Below are 14,404 nucleotides of genomic sequence, written 5' to 3' on the forward strand. Positions count from 1 at the left end.
ATACCGCTACTATCCCTGCCTGTTACGTGCCTTCCGGCCCGTCGGGCTCCGCTAGCTGCGCTACGCCCCTCTGTCAACCACCTTGCCAAATCCCCATTTAGCCCCCTAAAGCTTCGGTTTAACCTCGTTATAACAAAATTAACGGCGGTCATTTAATGGTCACTTAGAGAAAAAAGTTAATTTTAGCCGAATTATAATTATTTACACGAAAGTCTAAAACAGATTGCCTCCGTTAAATCACATGATGGTAGCGATATTTTATACTAACATCCTTTTCTAAATTACCGCTTACATGACCAATCACGACAATGATCCTTTTAAAGACCAGCCAGAACTTTTCGGTCATCCGGTAGGGCTTTATTTCCTCTTTTTTACGGAAATGTGGGAGCGCTTTTCTTACTACGGCATGAGGGCTATCCTTACCCTTTTCCTGGCGGCTCCGATTTTACTCAACGACCCACAATCTGGCTATGGCTGGAGCAATGCAGAAACACTGTCGTTTTATGGTACTTATACCATGTTTGTCTACCTAACCTCTATTCCTGGAGGCATCATTGCCGATCGTTATATAGGACAAAAAAACGCGGTCATGCTCGGGGGACTTCTCCTTTGTGCAGGGCACGGTATCCTTGCTATCAACCAGGAATGGGCCTTCTTCTCTGGTTTGGTACTTATCGTACTTGGTGTTGGCTTCCTCAAGCCTAATATTTCTACCATGGTTGGGGGCCTTTACAAGCAAGGTGACGCACGTCGTGATAAAGGTTTTTACATTTTCTACATCGGCATCAACTTAGGTGCATTCTTCGGTGCCTTATTAGTAGGTATCGTAGCTGCGAGATACGGCTGGCACGCTGGCTTTGGCCTTGCAGGTATCGGCATGGCACTCGGCCAGATCGTTTACATCTACGGCCTTCGTTACCTGAAAGGTGTCGGCAACTTTATCGGCAAAGCAGACTCTCCTGACAAAGAGCTTATGAAAAAACCACTAACAAAAGTCGAAAAAGACCGGATGTTAGTCATGTTCCTGTCTTTCCTCATCATTATCGTTTTCTGGGGAGCTTTTGAGCAAGCCGGAGGGTTGATGAGCCTTTATACCGAACAAAAAACAGATCGTACCCTTTCTTTTGCTTTACCACTTATTGGCAATGAGGTACCTGCTGCTATTTTCCAATCCATCAATGCCTTTTTCATCATCGTTCTTGGTACTGCAGTTGGTTCTTTTTGGTACAAATGGGCTAAAAAAGGCAAAGAATCTTCTTCTCTTTTCAAAATGGCCATTGGTGTCATCATCATGGGTACGGGTTTCCTTTTCATGAGTAAAGCGAGTACAGAAGTAGTAATGGGCGACAATGGTGAGTTGGCACAAAAATCAGCCATGATTTGGCTGACCCTCGCTTATTTATTCCATACCATCGGAGAACTTTGTGCTTCCCCGGTAGCCCTTTCTTTTATCACCAAGCTGGCGCCGGTCAAATATGCGTCCTTTATGATGGGCGCTTACTTTGCTGCCACAGGCATCGGCAATAAACTAGCCGGATTGATCGGCGAATCGGCTGCTGGTTCGGGTGATTTCCAGACCTTCACCGGAATCGCTGTATTCTGTGTCCTCTTTGGCATTTTAGTACTGGCTATCCTCAAGCCACTGAAACGTCTGACCCATGGCGCAGAAGAATTGGACCCAACAACATAGTATTACCTTCTAAATTAGTGGCCTAAAGTAGACTTATCTACTTTAGGCCACTTTTCACAAAAGTATACGGCCTTAGCCCTACCTATCCATTCATAAAACTGATTAATTAACGACAATAATGAGTAATTCTACAGATTCCTTCTTCGAGTCGAAAGTCTTGGGGCACCCCGCAGGGCTTTTTGTACTCTTCTTTACCGAAATGTGGGAGCGCTTTTCCTATTACGGTATGCGTGCCCTATTGGTTCTCTTTTTCACCGCGTCCATTGCCGATAGTGGTTGGGGATGGCCACGAGAATGGGCGCTTGCCATCTTTGGTACTTACACCTCGCTGGTCTACCTTTCTACCATGATCGGTGGCTACATGGCGGATAATAAAATTGGTTATCGCTGGGCCGTCGTTATTGGGGCCTTACTGATGACCCTGGGGCATGGTTGTATGGCCTTGGAAACCCAATTCTTCATTTACTTGGGGCTTACCCTCCTCGTCTTTGGTAGTGGCTTCTTCAAACCCAATATGACCTCCATCATATCTGAGATGTACAAAGACCGCCCGGAAAAGAAAGACGGCGCTTATACGATCTTCTACATGGGGGTTAACGCAGGTGCCTTTTTAGGAATTCTCCTTTGCGGCTACCTGGGCGAGAAGGTTGGCTGGAGCTGGGGCTTCGGCGTCGCTGGTATCTTCATGCTCTTTGGGCTATTGCAGTTTTGGTTAGCCCAGGGGATTTTTGGTGACGTAGGAAAAGTACCTGACCCTAATAGCATCGCCAAACAAGAAACTGCAAACTTATCAGTAGTTACGCAAGTAAAACCTTATGAAAGTTGGCAAAAAGCCGTAGGTGCTCTAGCCCTGGTAGGTGCTGTGGTTTGGTTGTTTTTGGGTATGAATATCGCTTTAACCCTCGCTGGTATCTTGGCACTGGTCTTCTTTTTCAGCCGGTTCTCCATGTTTACGGCCGAAGAAGACGAGGAAGTTCGTAATCCATTTACGATGCCGCAAAAAGTCATCGCAGGTATCGCCGCTGCTCTAGGTTTAATCTGGATTATCAACGATCCTGCTTCTAAAATTTCAGAAGGCCAATTCAACCTTCTCGATTTCTCCATCAATGGTGTAGATGGTACCGGTATTACGATCTTGGTAGCCCTGACCATGTTCATCTTTTTATTGATTTATCGCTTGGCGATGTATGACCGAATCACCCGCGACCGGATGATTGCCGTATCGTTCTTTGCCTTTGTGACCATCTTCTTCTGGGCTATCTTTGAGCAAGCTCCTGGCTCACTCACCATCTTTGCCAATGATTACACCGAGCGGATGCTTGACGGCACAGCCGCATCCGTCTACAAAGTGGTCAACTCCTTGATGACCCTAATTCCTTTAGGAATCATTTCATGGGTATTGTATAAGTTATTCCGGCAGACGTTTGCCAAATACAGCTTATCTAACATCTTTCTGGCCCTAAGTTTTGTAATCGTTTGGGGAATTGCCATCTGGATGTTGAGAGAAGAATATTTCAAAGATGCTACGGAAGTACCTGCTTCTTGGTTTGGGGTTTTAAACTCCCTCTTTATCATCACATTCGCTCCGCTATTTTCTAAATGGTGGGAAAGTAAATACAATCCTAATGCCAACACTAAATATGCCATCGGTATGTTTCTACTAGGCTTGGGTATGGCTTGTGTGGCCATCGGTGCGCGTGACATTGAGCCTGGTGCTAAAACAGCTGCGGTGAGTATGATCTGGTTGGTATTGGTCTATCTCTTCCATACACTGGGCGAGCTATGTACTTCTCCTGTATCATTGTCTTACGTGAGTAAGCTGGTACCAGGGCGTATGATCGCCTTCATGTTTGGAATCTGGTACCTGGCTGTTGCTATTGGTATGAAGTTGGCGGGTGTCTTCGGCGAAAGCTCCGAAGCCATCGCTGCTGAACACGGCCTGAGTTATTTCTTCTGGATTCTTACCGCTATCTCGGTAGGTGTCGGGGTGTTATCAATGGTCCTATACCCGGTTATACGTAAACTCATGCACGGCGTACGTTAATTCGCCATTTTTATAAAAAATAGGAAAGCGATGATCGGCCAAAAACTGATCATCGCTTTTTTCATATACCTAATCGTCGTAACGCATACCAATTAATTTTTTCTTTACGCGCTTATCTTACAAATCATTAGATTTACATTATAAAGTATTTTGTCTTTACCCTGTGTCCTTTCCCATCACCTTACGTTATCCATATATACACTCCTCTTTTCTGAAAGGTGGTACTTGTACCCTTACTTTTTACGCTAGTATTATGGCTCATCACTGCGCCTGACTTACTGCTACCTCTTCATGTAAAAGCATCAACATTAGTAACTATGCAAGGCTTTATTTCCTACTTCAGCATCTGCTTTTTTATTCTTTTTTCGCTGACCAATTCAGCAGCACAATCGGCTATTTGGCAAAACACCAGTACCAATCAATTAAGCGACCAAGAAGAACGAAAAATTACACCTAACCGATTTCGCGTTTATCAGGCAGATACCACTGCTTTAAAAGATCTCTTAAGGTCTACTAGTCACGAAAGAGAGGTCAACCCCAGACAAAGTCCCCACCAAATCACCCTACCTACTCCGGATGGCGAATGGGAAACCTTCCAGTTTGTCGCCTACGACCTCCTACACCCACAGTTGCAAGCAACCTGGTCGTACATCAAAACCTGGCGAGGCGTCAGTACCACCAATCCAACGACGACCGTAAGACTCGACTGGACAGCCCGCGGCTTTCACGCCATGATACTTGAGCGAGGAAACACCTGGTTTGTCGACCCTTACTATTGGAACCAGCGAGATTATTACCAAGTTTACTACAAAAGACATTACCCGCAACCTGACGAAACATTCGAATGCCATACTGAAAGCGACCGCGACCCCATCACGGAAGAGAACTCCGTAGTGAGGGCCGGTGATTGTAATTTCCGAGAGTACCGTCTGGCCCTTGCTTGTACCGGTGAATACGCAGATTTCCACGGCGGCACCGTCTCAGGCGCAGCCTCGGCGATGGCCACTTCTATGAATCGTGTCAATGGCGTTTACGAAGCAGATTTAGCGATACGCCTGGTGCTGGTAGCCAATAATAACGACCTCGTCTACCTCGATGGCGGCACCGACCCCTACACAAATGGCAACGGGGGTACCATGCTGGGAGAAAACCAAAGCACTTGTGATGACGTCATCGGTACCGCCAATTATGATATCGGGCATGTATTCAGTACCGGTGGTGGTGGTGTTGCTTATTTACGTTCGCCCTGTAGAAGCAATAAAGCCGGTGGCGTAACCGGCAGAGGCGCTCCCGTAGGCGATCCCTTTGACATTGATTATGTCGCGCACGAAATGGGTCATCAGTTTGGGGGCAACCACACCCAGAACAACCCTTGCAACCGCTCCTCTGCATCCATGGAGCCTGGTAGTGCTAGCACTATTATGGGTTACGCCGGCATTTGCTCTCCTAATGTGCAGTCCAACAGTGACGCCTATTACCATGCAAGAAACATTCAGGAAATTGCCAATTACATGGAAACAGGGGAAGGAAACAACTGTGCTACCATTATTGACATGAGTAACTCCGCACCCAATGTCACTGCTGTCCAGGATTACGATATCCCCGGTGGTACACCTTTTGTACTTACCGGCAATGCTACCGACCCCGATGGCGACCCCATCAGCTACTGCTGGGAACAATATGACAATGAAGTAGGAGAAGACATGCCGCCGCTTCCTACCAACACCCAAGGACCTATGTTCCGTTCTTTTGACCCCGTCGCTGAACCAGAGCGTTATTTCCCGCGCTTATCTGACCTCGTCAACAATGTAGACCCCGAGTGGGAAACCCTCCCGGAAACAGACCGTGACATGGATTTTCGGCTTACGGTTCGGGATTTTGATGGCAACTACGGCTGTACTACTGAAGACCAAATAAGACTCAGTGTTGATGCTGATTCCGGGCCGTTTTTAGTCACTAATCCCAACACCAATATTAGCTGGTCGGAGAACAATACCGCTACCGTCGAATGGGATGTAGCAGGTACAAATACAGCGCCCATCAGCTGTAGCAACGTCGACATTCTTCTTTCTTATGACGGAGGGCTAACCTACCCGGTTACGCTGGTAAGTAACACCCCTAATGACGGCAGTCATAGTGTCAACGTTCCCGCTGGCACCTCGACTACTGCCAGGGTTTTAGTGCGATGCACCGACAATGTCTTTTTCGACATCTCGAATACCAATTTCACCATCACAAATAGCGTAGTGCCCAATTATACCTTTAGCTATGAAGGAGGCACTTTATCTGCTTGTGCCAGTGCCAGTGCTTCTTTGGATTTCATCGTAAGCACTACCAGTATTGGTGGCTACAATGACCCCATCACCCTTTCCGCCACCAGTGTACCCGTTGGCGTTAATGTATCTTTTTCTGCAAACCCCATTAATCCTGGAGACAATGTGACAGTAACCGTCAGTGACTTCAGCAGCCTATCTACAGGAAACTATACCGTTGAAATCGAGAGCAATAGTACTGCTGGCAACCTATCTACAAGTCTTCCGTTTCAGCTCACGGCCGCTCCTGCAGCACCTGGACTCATTGAACCCGCCGATGGTTTTGATGGCGCTTCTATATTCACTTATTTCAACTGGAATACAGTAGCCTCTGCGGATTCTTATATCCTTGAAATTGCCGAGGATATGTTTTTTAGCAATATTGTTTTCTCAACGACAACGAGCGAGACTGACCTCGTTCTTTCAGAAAACCTAGACGGTGATATTAGCTACTACTGGAGAGTAATCAGCAGTAGCGATGAATGCGGCCTGGGCTCTAGTTCTACGGTCAGGTCTTTCATAACAGAGCCCTGCTTCCTTTATGAAAACAATGAAAGCCTAGCTATCAGTAGTGGAGCAGCTGCCGATTATTCATCAGTGCTAAATATTCCTGACGGAGGAACAGTTCAAGACCTAGACCTCCTAAACCTTGATATAACCCACACCCGTAGCGGAGACCTAGAGGTGTCACTGGAAGCACCAAACGGAACAATTCGCAACCTCTTTAGCTATATATGCGGGAACAATGACGATGTCTTCCTAAGTTTCGACGATGGAACAGCGAACAATATCAGCTGCCCCCTAAATACCGGTGAAAAAGTTAAACCTAATCAAACCTTCTCCTCGTTCAACAACTTGGAAATGAATGGCGACTGGGCCTTAAACATCCGCGACAATGTCAGTCAAGAAGGAGGAACATTAAATGGCTGGAGCATAAAAGTTTGTACGAAAAACTTTTCGCCGCTTCCTGTCACTTGGCTAAGCTTTGCAGCTAAAGCTCAATCAAAGGCTATTGCCCTTCAATGGACAACGACCCATGAGGAGGACAATGCCGGATTTGACCTTGAAAGAAGGTCAGAACATGAGACTGATTTCCGGCCAATTAGCTGGATTCCAGCAACGGACAATCCAACCGTTACCAATCATTACGCCCACCTTGATGAAGAAGTACAACAGGGTCTCACGTACTATTACCGGCTACGGCAGATAGACTACAGTGGCAAGGCATCTTATTCTGAAATTCGTTCCGCAGCAATCGCTACTTCTACTCCGCAGTGGTCTTTCTTTCCCAACCCTACAGCAGGCGACCTGCAATTAAGGTGCTGGAATACCACACAGACGGTAACACTTAAACTAATTGATGTTCAAGGAAAAACCTTGCAGGAATGGACTATCAATTCAGGAGATGTTACCTCCCTGAATTTGACCAACTACCCTGCCGGTGTTTATTGGCTAAAAGCCAGTACGCAAAACTGGGAAGCAGTTGAGCGAGTCATTAAAATTTAAGTGGGAAATCGGAAGTGGGAAATCGGAACGTGTGTACTTAGTGGATACGGTCTTCCTGCCGGAGAAGTAAAACACGCTATAAGAACACCAATACACTTCCCACTTCCGCTTTCCCACTTCCGACTTTAAATTATCGACTCTTCATCGCGATCTGCAATTGAAACTCGCCTTCTTCGGCTCCTTCGGGGCCAACGACTACTATTAAAGCCTGATAAGGGTTATTGATCGCCAGAATATTTTTTACGGTACGGGTGTGATCCTGGGTGCGGTTTACATAGTTGCGGTCCCATTTATGATCGGCTTCACAGCGGATACAGCTGCTGAGGTTAGGGACGAGGTTGTCTTCGGTAATCTGGCCCGCTTGGTAGGCATAGAGGCTATAATTGGCTGATTTATCCGTTGGGACAACCGTGATTTCCAATTCTGAATAGCGAGGAATATCTACCAGATACATCACATGGCGGCCTCTGAATTTGCTCGCCTGGGTCTCTGGAAAACAAGCTACAGAACTGTTCCAGGCCCACGATAGGTCTTCCATAATCACACCATTCTCTAGGGTTCCTGCGAAGGCCACTGTTTTATTGGGGACCAGCTCCAGTTTGGTAATTTCTTGGGCAGTAGCAGAAAAGGTGAGGCCAAACAAGCAAAGTGTAAAAAGTAATTGATTAAGCATAGGGTAAGGTTTTAGAAAAAAAATAGCTGACATCGGTAACGAAACGCCAAAACGCCAGATAAACGTATGTAAGCACTCTGGCGGGAGTGCCAAAGCTAATCCTAAAATCTAAAAACCTTTTCTATGAAAACATTGATTACCCTCTTAATTACGATCTTTTCCTTCTTCTTCCTCACCGCACAGAATGACATCTGCCAGATTGATTTGCCTTCCACGAGAGTGGCGGCCTATGCGCACGGCGAGCAAGTAGAATTTACTTTTGAATACAGTATTGACGAGTCGGGTGGTGCACGCATTTTTGCGCGGCCATTCACCAACGGCAACCTTACGCCCGGTTACGGGGCCAGCGGATCGCCTATCTACAATGGCGATGGTACGGGTAGTTCTTTCTTCACCATCAACAGTGGCAGTGTGGTGGTTGATGAAATTCGTTTTCTCATTACCACTGCTGACCAAACTGCTACATTGCGGGAGTTTTACATCCCCGTCACCTACCAGTTTGGAGAAAATGGTGCCAATAATTTTTCCTTTACACAATCGCAGGAAATTGGCTCTCTACTGCTCGGTGAGCAGGTAAACATCACCTTTGACTACAATGTTTCGCACCCTGGCGGTGCCCGTATTTTTGTGCGTCCATTTACAAACGGTAACCTCACGCCAGGATATGGGGCTTCTGGCTCGCCTATCTTTTCAGGTACGGGAAGCCATACGGCCAATTTCAGTATCAATTCCGGTAGCAATATCCATGTAGACGCCTTGCGGGTAACCATCCTCAATGAAAGCCAAACACAAACGCTCAACACCTTCTTTATTCCCGTAAACTGGTACTGGAGTACCGTCAAGGTCACTAATTTTAATGCTGTAGGAGGCAACTACTTTGCCAATGGCGACAACGTTACCATTGAGTATGATTACGAAACCACAGAAGCTGCTGGAGCACGTATTTTCCCACGGCCATTCACCAACGAGGGGCTTACGCCTGGCTATGCTGCTTGCGGTTCTCCCGTCTATACTGGCAGTGGCTCATCAGCTTGCAATTTCACCATTAACGGAGCCAATCGGCGTGTCGATCATATCCGTTTCCAGGCTACCAATGCTGATCAAACGGAGGTGCTCCTGGAGATGCTGCAACCGACGGACTTGTTCTTCGGTAATGTGTTGATCGAAAACCTGGTGACGTGTCCCCCGTCGCCAGCACGCCTACTCCACGGTGAGCGTGTCAATGGCTATTTTGATTACACCAACAGCGAAAGCGAAAGCGGCCGTTTCTTCTTCCGTCCGGCGACGAATGGCAGCCTTTCACCTGGTTATGCTGCCGCTGGCTCTCCAGCTTACCCAGTGGGTAGCAACGCTGGCGACAGCTATTTCACCATCACGAGTGGGGATGTTATCGTTGATCAAATTCACTTTTTATTGGCCAACGAGAGCCAATCTGAAGACTGGGGCACTTACCGGTTCAATGTACATTACCAATACGGCGACGCCATGGTTTCGGCCAACGAAGAACTGACAGCATTACCGGAGCACCTGCAATGGCAAATGGCCCCTAATCCTGCTCAACAGCAAACGACACTTTATCTTCGTAGTGAACAAAGTGAAGAAGCTAGTATAGTGATCATGGATGCTTACGGCAAAGTACTACAGCAGTCTAAATCTCTCCAGCTTCTTGCTGGCCAGGAAATCCAGTACGTTTTAGATTTGGAAAGACTTGACTTGCCTAGCGGACTCTACCTTGTTCAGTTGCGTAGTGAGACGTTCCAGTCTACCCAGAAGTTGATTGTACAATAGGCGATTTTTGCCTAAAATGAGACTCAGTTTGAACTAGTCTATTGAACCATCATAAGGGATTATAAGGTCATTTAAGAACTAAAACAAAGCGCTTATATGTTCTTATAATCCCTTGCATGGTTCAAATTAATCGCCCTAGAAAGTCCTCTCTATTCTTACTGCACAGCAGGCTGCATGAAAAATAATATCCCTATCTTCCCACTAAAACCCAATGCCTGCCACTACGCTACTACATGTACCCACCGCTGAAGACATTCGTGAAAGCCATCGCCTGATCCAGCCACTTATCCACAGAACACCGATCATGACTTGTGAGGCGATCAATGAAATGACTGGTGCAGACATTCACTTTAAGTGTGAAAACTTCCAGAAAATTGGCGCTTTCAAAATGCGGGGTGCAGCCAATGCCGCCAGCAGACTGACTCCCGCTCAGCTGGAACAAGGATTGGCGACCCATTCCTCTGGCAATCACGCCCAAGCCGTAGCCCGAGCTGCTCAAGTATTGGGCGTACCCGCCTTTATCGTAATGCCCAAAAATGCACCGGCTGTAAAAGTAGCCGGAGTCAAAAGCTATGGTGCCGAAGTCGTTTTTTGCGAATGCACTATAGAAGCTCGTGAGACTAAACTGAATGAAGTTATAGCACGAACGGGAGCTTACTTTATCCATCCTTTCGATGATTACAACGTCATAGCTGGTCAGGCAACTGCTCCTAAAGAACTGCTAGAAGACGCTAATTTACCCTTCGATATAATTATGGCGCCTGCCGGTGGCGGCGGCTTACTCTCTGGCACTGCACTTGCAGCCCACTATTTCACACCAGACACCCAGATAATAGGGGCAGAACCTTTTGAGGTAGACGATGCTTACCGGTCTTTCCACAGCGGAAAAATAGAGCATAACGCAACCATTAATACCATTGCTGACGGTTTACGCACCTACCTCAGTGAAAAGACGCTGGCCATCATCCGGGAGCATGTTACCGATATCCTGAGAGTGGAAGAAGAGGCCATCGTTCATGCCATGCGACTAGTATGGGAACGTATGAAAATCATTATTGAACCCAGTTCTGCTGTACCTCTGGCAGCAGTACACGCTTATCCAGAAGTTTTCAAAGGAAAAACGGTAGGCATTATCCTCACAGGAGGTAATGTAGACATAGGGAATTTGCCTTTTTGAAGAAACAGCTGCTCAAAAACTGTACATTAGCATCCCATTTTAATTTCCCAGTAGTTTTTACCTCCATTACAGGAATTATTTTAGGCTAACTGGCATTGATATGACTATAAAACATCCACCTGCCCCCCCTACAGGGTAAAGTAAAAAATACGAAATGAAAAGGATTTTAACGGGTATTCAAAGTTCAGGAAAGCCTCATTTAGGGAATGTTCTAGGAGCTATTCTCCCAGCGATTGAATTATCGAAAAAAGCGGACAATGAGTGTTTCTTTTTCATAGCCGATTTACACTCTCTTACCACGATAAAAGACGCTGAAGCTCGCAAAAACAACGTCTATTCCGTCGCAGCTGCATGGCTTGCCTTTGGTTTTGATACGGGTTCCAACTTCTTCTATCGCCAATCTCGGATTCCTGAGGTTTGTGAATTAACCTGGTACACGAGCTGCTTTATGCCTTTTTCGCGCTTAAGTCTAGCGCACTCTTTCAAAGACAAATCTGATCGATTAGAGGATGTTAATGCGGGGCTGTTTTTATACCCTGTATTGATGTCATCAGATATTTTACTGTACGACGCAGAGATGGTTCCTGTTGGTAAAGATCAGAAACAACACCTTGAGATCACGCGTGAATTGGCACGAAGAATTAACCACCACTACAAGACAGAATTGTTTGTCGTTCCAGAAATTAAACTGGACGAAAAGGTAATGATCATCCCCGGAACGGATGGCCAAAAGATGAGCAAATCCTACAATAACTACATCGACATTTTCAAGCCCAAAAAGCAGCTTAAAAAGGATGTAATGAAAATTGTGACGGATACCAAAGCACTGGAAGACCCTAAAGACCCCGACACTTGCAACGTCTTCCAACTGTATGCTACCGTAGCCTCTCCGGAACAAATCGAAGAGATGGCCGCGAATTACCGCGCTGGCAACTATGGTTATGGTCACGCCAAAACAGCCCTTTTTGAGTTGCTTTGGACCAAGTTTGAAAAGGAGCGTGAGCAATACGATTACTACATGAATAACCTAGACGAAGTGGATAGGCTATTGAGTATCGGCGAAGACCGCGCACGCGAAACGGCAGTAAAGGTTTTGGATAGGGTAAGGAAGACGCTTGGGTTTTCTTAGCGTATGCGAGCAAGCAGAAAATGGCAACACTATGATACCCTAGGCAAATTGACGCATTTGTCGCAAGCTTTAGCGATTGTTGAAGCCGATTCTCACGGTTGTTTCTGGGGCTAAAGGGCTACGGCTGGGACACACCTCGACCAAAATCAGGAGTGAGATCAAGAAAAAACACCTCAGAGAGGTCGAATATTGGTAGAAAAGAATAAACAAATAAGGAAACGACCTCTACCGAGGTCAAAACACATAAATGGAGACTGTTCATTAATGTGTGTCTGATGAATAATTGCCGAAATGTATCTACTTGATAACCAGTAATAAAAAATCTCTGCGGGCTCTGCGGCTCTGCGCGAGACACACTATTTTGAACATTCTCCATAAATGTATCCCAACCGCAGGGCTAAAGAGAGAGCACAAAAAATGGTATAGGCATAAACCTCCTTACCCAAGCCGAGCTTACCGGATATACATCCATAAGATTTCCGTGTTCTCCTACCTTTGATTTATCACTTTGATTTTTTAGTCTTTTTCTTGTACTTACTATCTTTCCATTTGTTTGTACCTAATTCACTCGAAGCAATTAATTCTTTAAGCCGCTTTATTTTAGTTTTTTCTTGTACAGCAGAAATCACCCAGTATACCGAATGCTTCTTATACGATGGCGCAAGGGATTCAAAATAGGCCCAAGCTTTTGCGTTTTTCTTAAACTCATCTTCAAAATCACTTGGCAAGTTTAGTTCTTTTTGCCTGAAGGCATAATCGTAAGGTTTACTTTCAGCTCTGTTTTTAAAAATTTCAATCCCAGCTGGTTGCATTAAACCCTTCTTCGTTAGGTTTTCAATTTTTTCTAAATTGACAGGGCTCCAAACACTTGTTTTTTTCCGTGGCGTAAATCGGATTTGATAAGAATCTTCATCTATAGACCTCCGAACACCATCAATCCAACCAAAACAAAGGGCTTGATCAACTGATTGCGACCAAGTCATACTTGGATATCCACTTTTTACTTTATAAAAACCAACAAACAACTCTGTCTTTTTGTCATGGTTATTTGCTAACCATTCTCTGAATAGTGCTTGTGTCGGAAAGAACATTGGTTCATTCATAGGAAAGCTTCTTCAATTTTACGGATTTTTTGGTTGTATTTCTTTTGATCGCACACTATCACTTCACTACCCTCCTCACCCGTTTTACGCGCTTCAGTACCAAGATTCTAAAAATCAGTGCTGCGACGATAATGAGGCCGCCAATAATAGCCATTGCACTGGGGCGTTCGCCAAAACCGATGGCTACCCATACCGGGTTGAACAGTGGCTCGATCATGGTGAGTAAGCTGGCTTCTGTGGCAGTGGTACGCTTGAGGCCATAAGTGAATAACAAATAGCCCAACCCCATTTGAATAAGTCCCAAGTAGGCCAGCATGAGATGCTCGGAGCCGGTAAACGTTTCTGCAGCCATCAGGCTAGGTAGACCAACCAACACCACCAGAAAGTTACCCCAGAAAACGGCGGATACATGATATTCATGAGGATTCGACCGCTGCCCAAGCATGAACCCTGCGTACGCCACGCCCGACAAGGCGGCAATGAGTAAGCCCAAACCGCCGGATACGTCCAGCCCTTCCATAAAGAAGAGGCTCATTCCTAGAAAGCAGAGGATCGTCGTAATAATGTTAATGCGCTGGTATTTCTGCTTAAACAGCAAGGGTTCCAGCAGCAGCACGTAGGCTACTCCTGTATATTGTAGGAAGATGGCATTGGCCGCCGTTGTGAGCTTGGTAGCCGTAACAAAACAGATGAGCAGCGCCGCATAAAAAAGGCTATTCCATAAGGTCAGCCAGTTGAAAGTAAAGACTTTCATACGGTAAATTGCGAAAAAAACCAACATCGTATACAGTGCCCGAACACACAAGATCGTAAACGCTTCTTGAGGTAACCATTTGATAAAAAGCCCGGCACTACTCCATACCAATGCCGCCAACAAAACCGCGACTAAGCCTTTGTTTCTTTCGTTCATTCTTCAACAATTATTGATTCTCTGACATTTTTTTGTGTTTAGAGTCAAGCGAAAACAAAAATCACGTTCCTT

The 14,404-nt window shown here is 45.9% G+C and carries 10 protein-coding genes; 7 read left to right on the forward strand and 3 right to left on the reverse strand.

The genetic code is table 11. The features are described 5' to 3' along the window. Window positions 1-292 precede the first annotated feature (292 nt). The 3 genes from ACRBG0_RS08685 to ACRBG0_RS08695 all read left to right on the forward strand — a co-directional run bounded on the left by ACRBG0_RS08685 (window position 293) and on the right by ACRBG0_RS08695 (window position 7,552). A complete protein-coding gene (locus tag ACRBG0_RS08685; protein ID WP_431486509.1) occupies window positions 293-1,690 on the forward strand; it encodes a peptide MFS transporter in 1,398 nt (465 codons plus the stop codon). Window positions 1,691-1,808: 118 nt separating this feature from the next. Beyond that, window positions 1,809-3,734 carry a peptide MFS transporter gene (locus tag ACRBG0_RS08690; protein WP_431486510.1) on the forward strand — a complete coding sequence of 642 codons (1,926 nt, stop codon included), beginning with the start codon at window positions 1,809-1,811 and terminating at the stop codon, window positions 3,732-3,734. A gap of 317 nt (window positions 3,735-4,051) precedes the next feature. Continuing rightward, the gene (locus tag ACRBG0_RS08695) at window positions 4,052-7,552 is read left to right on the forward strand and encodes a reprolysin-like metallopeptidase (protein ID WP_431486511.1); all 3,501 of its coding nucleotides are present in this window, start codon (window positions 4,052-4,054) and stop codon (window positions 7,550-7,552) included. 130 nt (window positions 7,553-7,682) lie between these two features. Here the strand turns inward: ACRBG0_RS08695 and ACRBG0_RS08700 are convergent, their stop codons facing one another. Then, a complete protein-coding gene (locus tag ACRBG0_RS08700; RefSeq protein WP_431486512.1) occupies window positions 7,683-8,225 on the reverse strand; it encodes a hypothetical protein in 543 nt (180 codons plus the stop codon). Between the two features lie 123 nt (window positions 8,226-8,348). On the opposite strand from ACRBG0_RS08700, the gene ACRBG0_RS08705 reads away from it, so the two are divergent. The 4 genes from ACRBG0_RS08705 (at window position 8,349) to ACRBG0_RS08720 (ending at window position 12,433) form a co-directional block, all read left to right on the forward strand. Further along, window positions 8,349-10,013: a T9SS type A sorting domain-containing protein gene (locus tag ACRBG0_RS08705; RefSeq protein ID WP_431486513.1), complete on the forward strand. Its 1,665-nt coding sequence runs from the start codon at window positions 8,349-8,351 to the stop codon at window positions 10,011-10,013. Window positions 10,014-10,224: 211 nt separating this feature from the next. Beyond that, window positions 10,225-11,190 carry a threonine ammonia-lyase gene (locus tag ACRBG0_RS08710; protein WP_431486514.1) on the forward strand — a complete coding sequence of 322 codons (966 nt, stop codon included), beginning with the start codon at window positions 10,225-10,227 and terminating at the stop codon, window positions 11,188-11,190. A gap of 154 nt (window positions 11,191-11,344) precedes the next feature. Beyond that, the gene (gene trpS, locus ACRBG0_RS08715) at window positions 11,345-12,319 is read left to right on the forward strand and encodes a tryptophan--tRNA ligase (protein ID WP_431486515.1); all 975 of its coding nucleotides are present in this window, start codon (window positions 11,345-11,347) and stop codon (window positions 12,317-12,319) included. 3 nt (window positions 12,320-12,322) lie between these two features. Beyond that, window positions 12,323-12,433: a DUF3024 domain-containing protein gene (locus ACRBG0_RS08720; protein ID WP_431486516.1), complete on the forward strand. Its 111-nt coding sequence runs from the start codon at window positions 12,323-12,325 to the stop codon at window positions 12,431-12,433. A 389-nt stretch (window positions 12,434-12,822) separates the two neighbouring features. On the opposite strand, the gene ACRBG0_RS08725 is transcribed toward ACRBG0_RS08720, so the two are convergent. Then, window positions 12,823-13,422, reverse strand: a complete 600-nt coding sequence (locus tag ACRBG0_RS08725) for a YdeI/OmpD-associated family protein (protein WP_431486517.1) — start codon at window positions 13,420-13,422, stop codon at window positions 12,823-12,825. Window positions 13,423-13,480: 58 nt separating this feature from the next. Then, entirely contained in the window at window positions 13,481-14,332 is an 852-nt protein-coding gene (locus ACRBG0_RS08730) for a DMT family transporter (protein WP_431486518.1), read from the reverse strand. Between the last annotated feature and the right edge of the window lie 72 nt (window positions 14,333-14,404).

Source organism: Lewinella sp., assembly GCF_050633125.1.
Lineage (GTDB): Bacteria > Bacteroidota > Bacteroidia > Chitinophagales > Saprospiraceae > Lewinella.

Bases quoted from the DNA above. Each gene is read 5' to 3' on its own strand.
- ACRBG0_RS08720 (WP_431486516.1), top strand. From the start codon at position 12,323: ATGCGAGCAAGCAGAAAATGGCAACACTATGATACCCTAGGCAAATTG.
- trpS (WP_431486515.1), top strand. From the start codon at position 11,345: ATGAAAAGGATTTTAACGGGTATTCAAAGTTCAGGAAAGCCTCATTTA.
- ACRBG0_RS08705 (WP_431486513.1), top strand. From the start codon at position 8,349: ATGAAAACATTGATTACCCTCTTAATTACGATCTTTTCCTTCTTCTTC.
- ACRBG0_RS08730 (WP_431486518.1), bottom strand. From the start codon at position 14,332: ATGAACGAAAGAAACAAAGGCTTAGTCGCGGTTTTGTTGGCGGCATTG.
- ACRBG0_RS08700 (WP_431486512.1), bottom strand. From the start codon at position 8,225: ATGCTTAATCAATTACTTTTTACACTTTGCTTGTTTGGCCTCACCTTT.
- ACRBG0_RS08725 (WP_431486517.1), bottom strand. From the start codon at position 13,422: ATGAATGAACCAATGTTCTTTCCGACACAAGCACTATTCAGAGAATGG.
- ACRBG0_RS08710 (WP_431486514.1), top strand. From the start codon at position 10,225: ATGCCTGCCACTACGCTACTACATGTACCCACCGCTGAAGACATTCGT.
- ACRBG0_RS08695 (WP_431486511.1), top strand. From the start codon at position 4,052: ATGCAAGGCTTTATTTCCTACTTCAGCATCTGCTTTTTTATTCTTTTT.
- ACRBG0_RS08690 (WP_431486510.1), top strand. From the start codon at position 1,809: ATGAGTAATTCTACAGATTCCTTCTTCGAGTCGAAAGTCTTGGGGCAC.
- ACRBG0_RS08685 (WP_431486509.1), top strand. From the start codon at position 293: ATGACCAATCACGACAATGATCCTTTTAAAGACCAGCCAGAACTTTTC.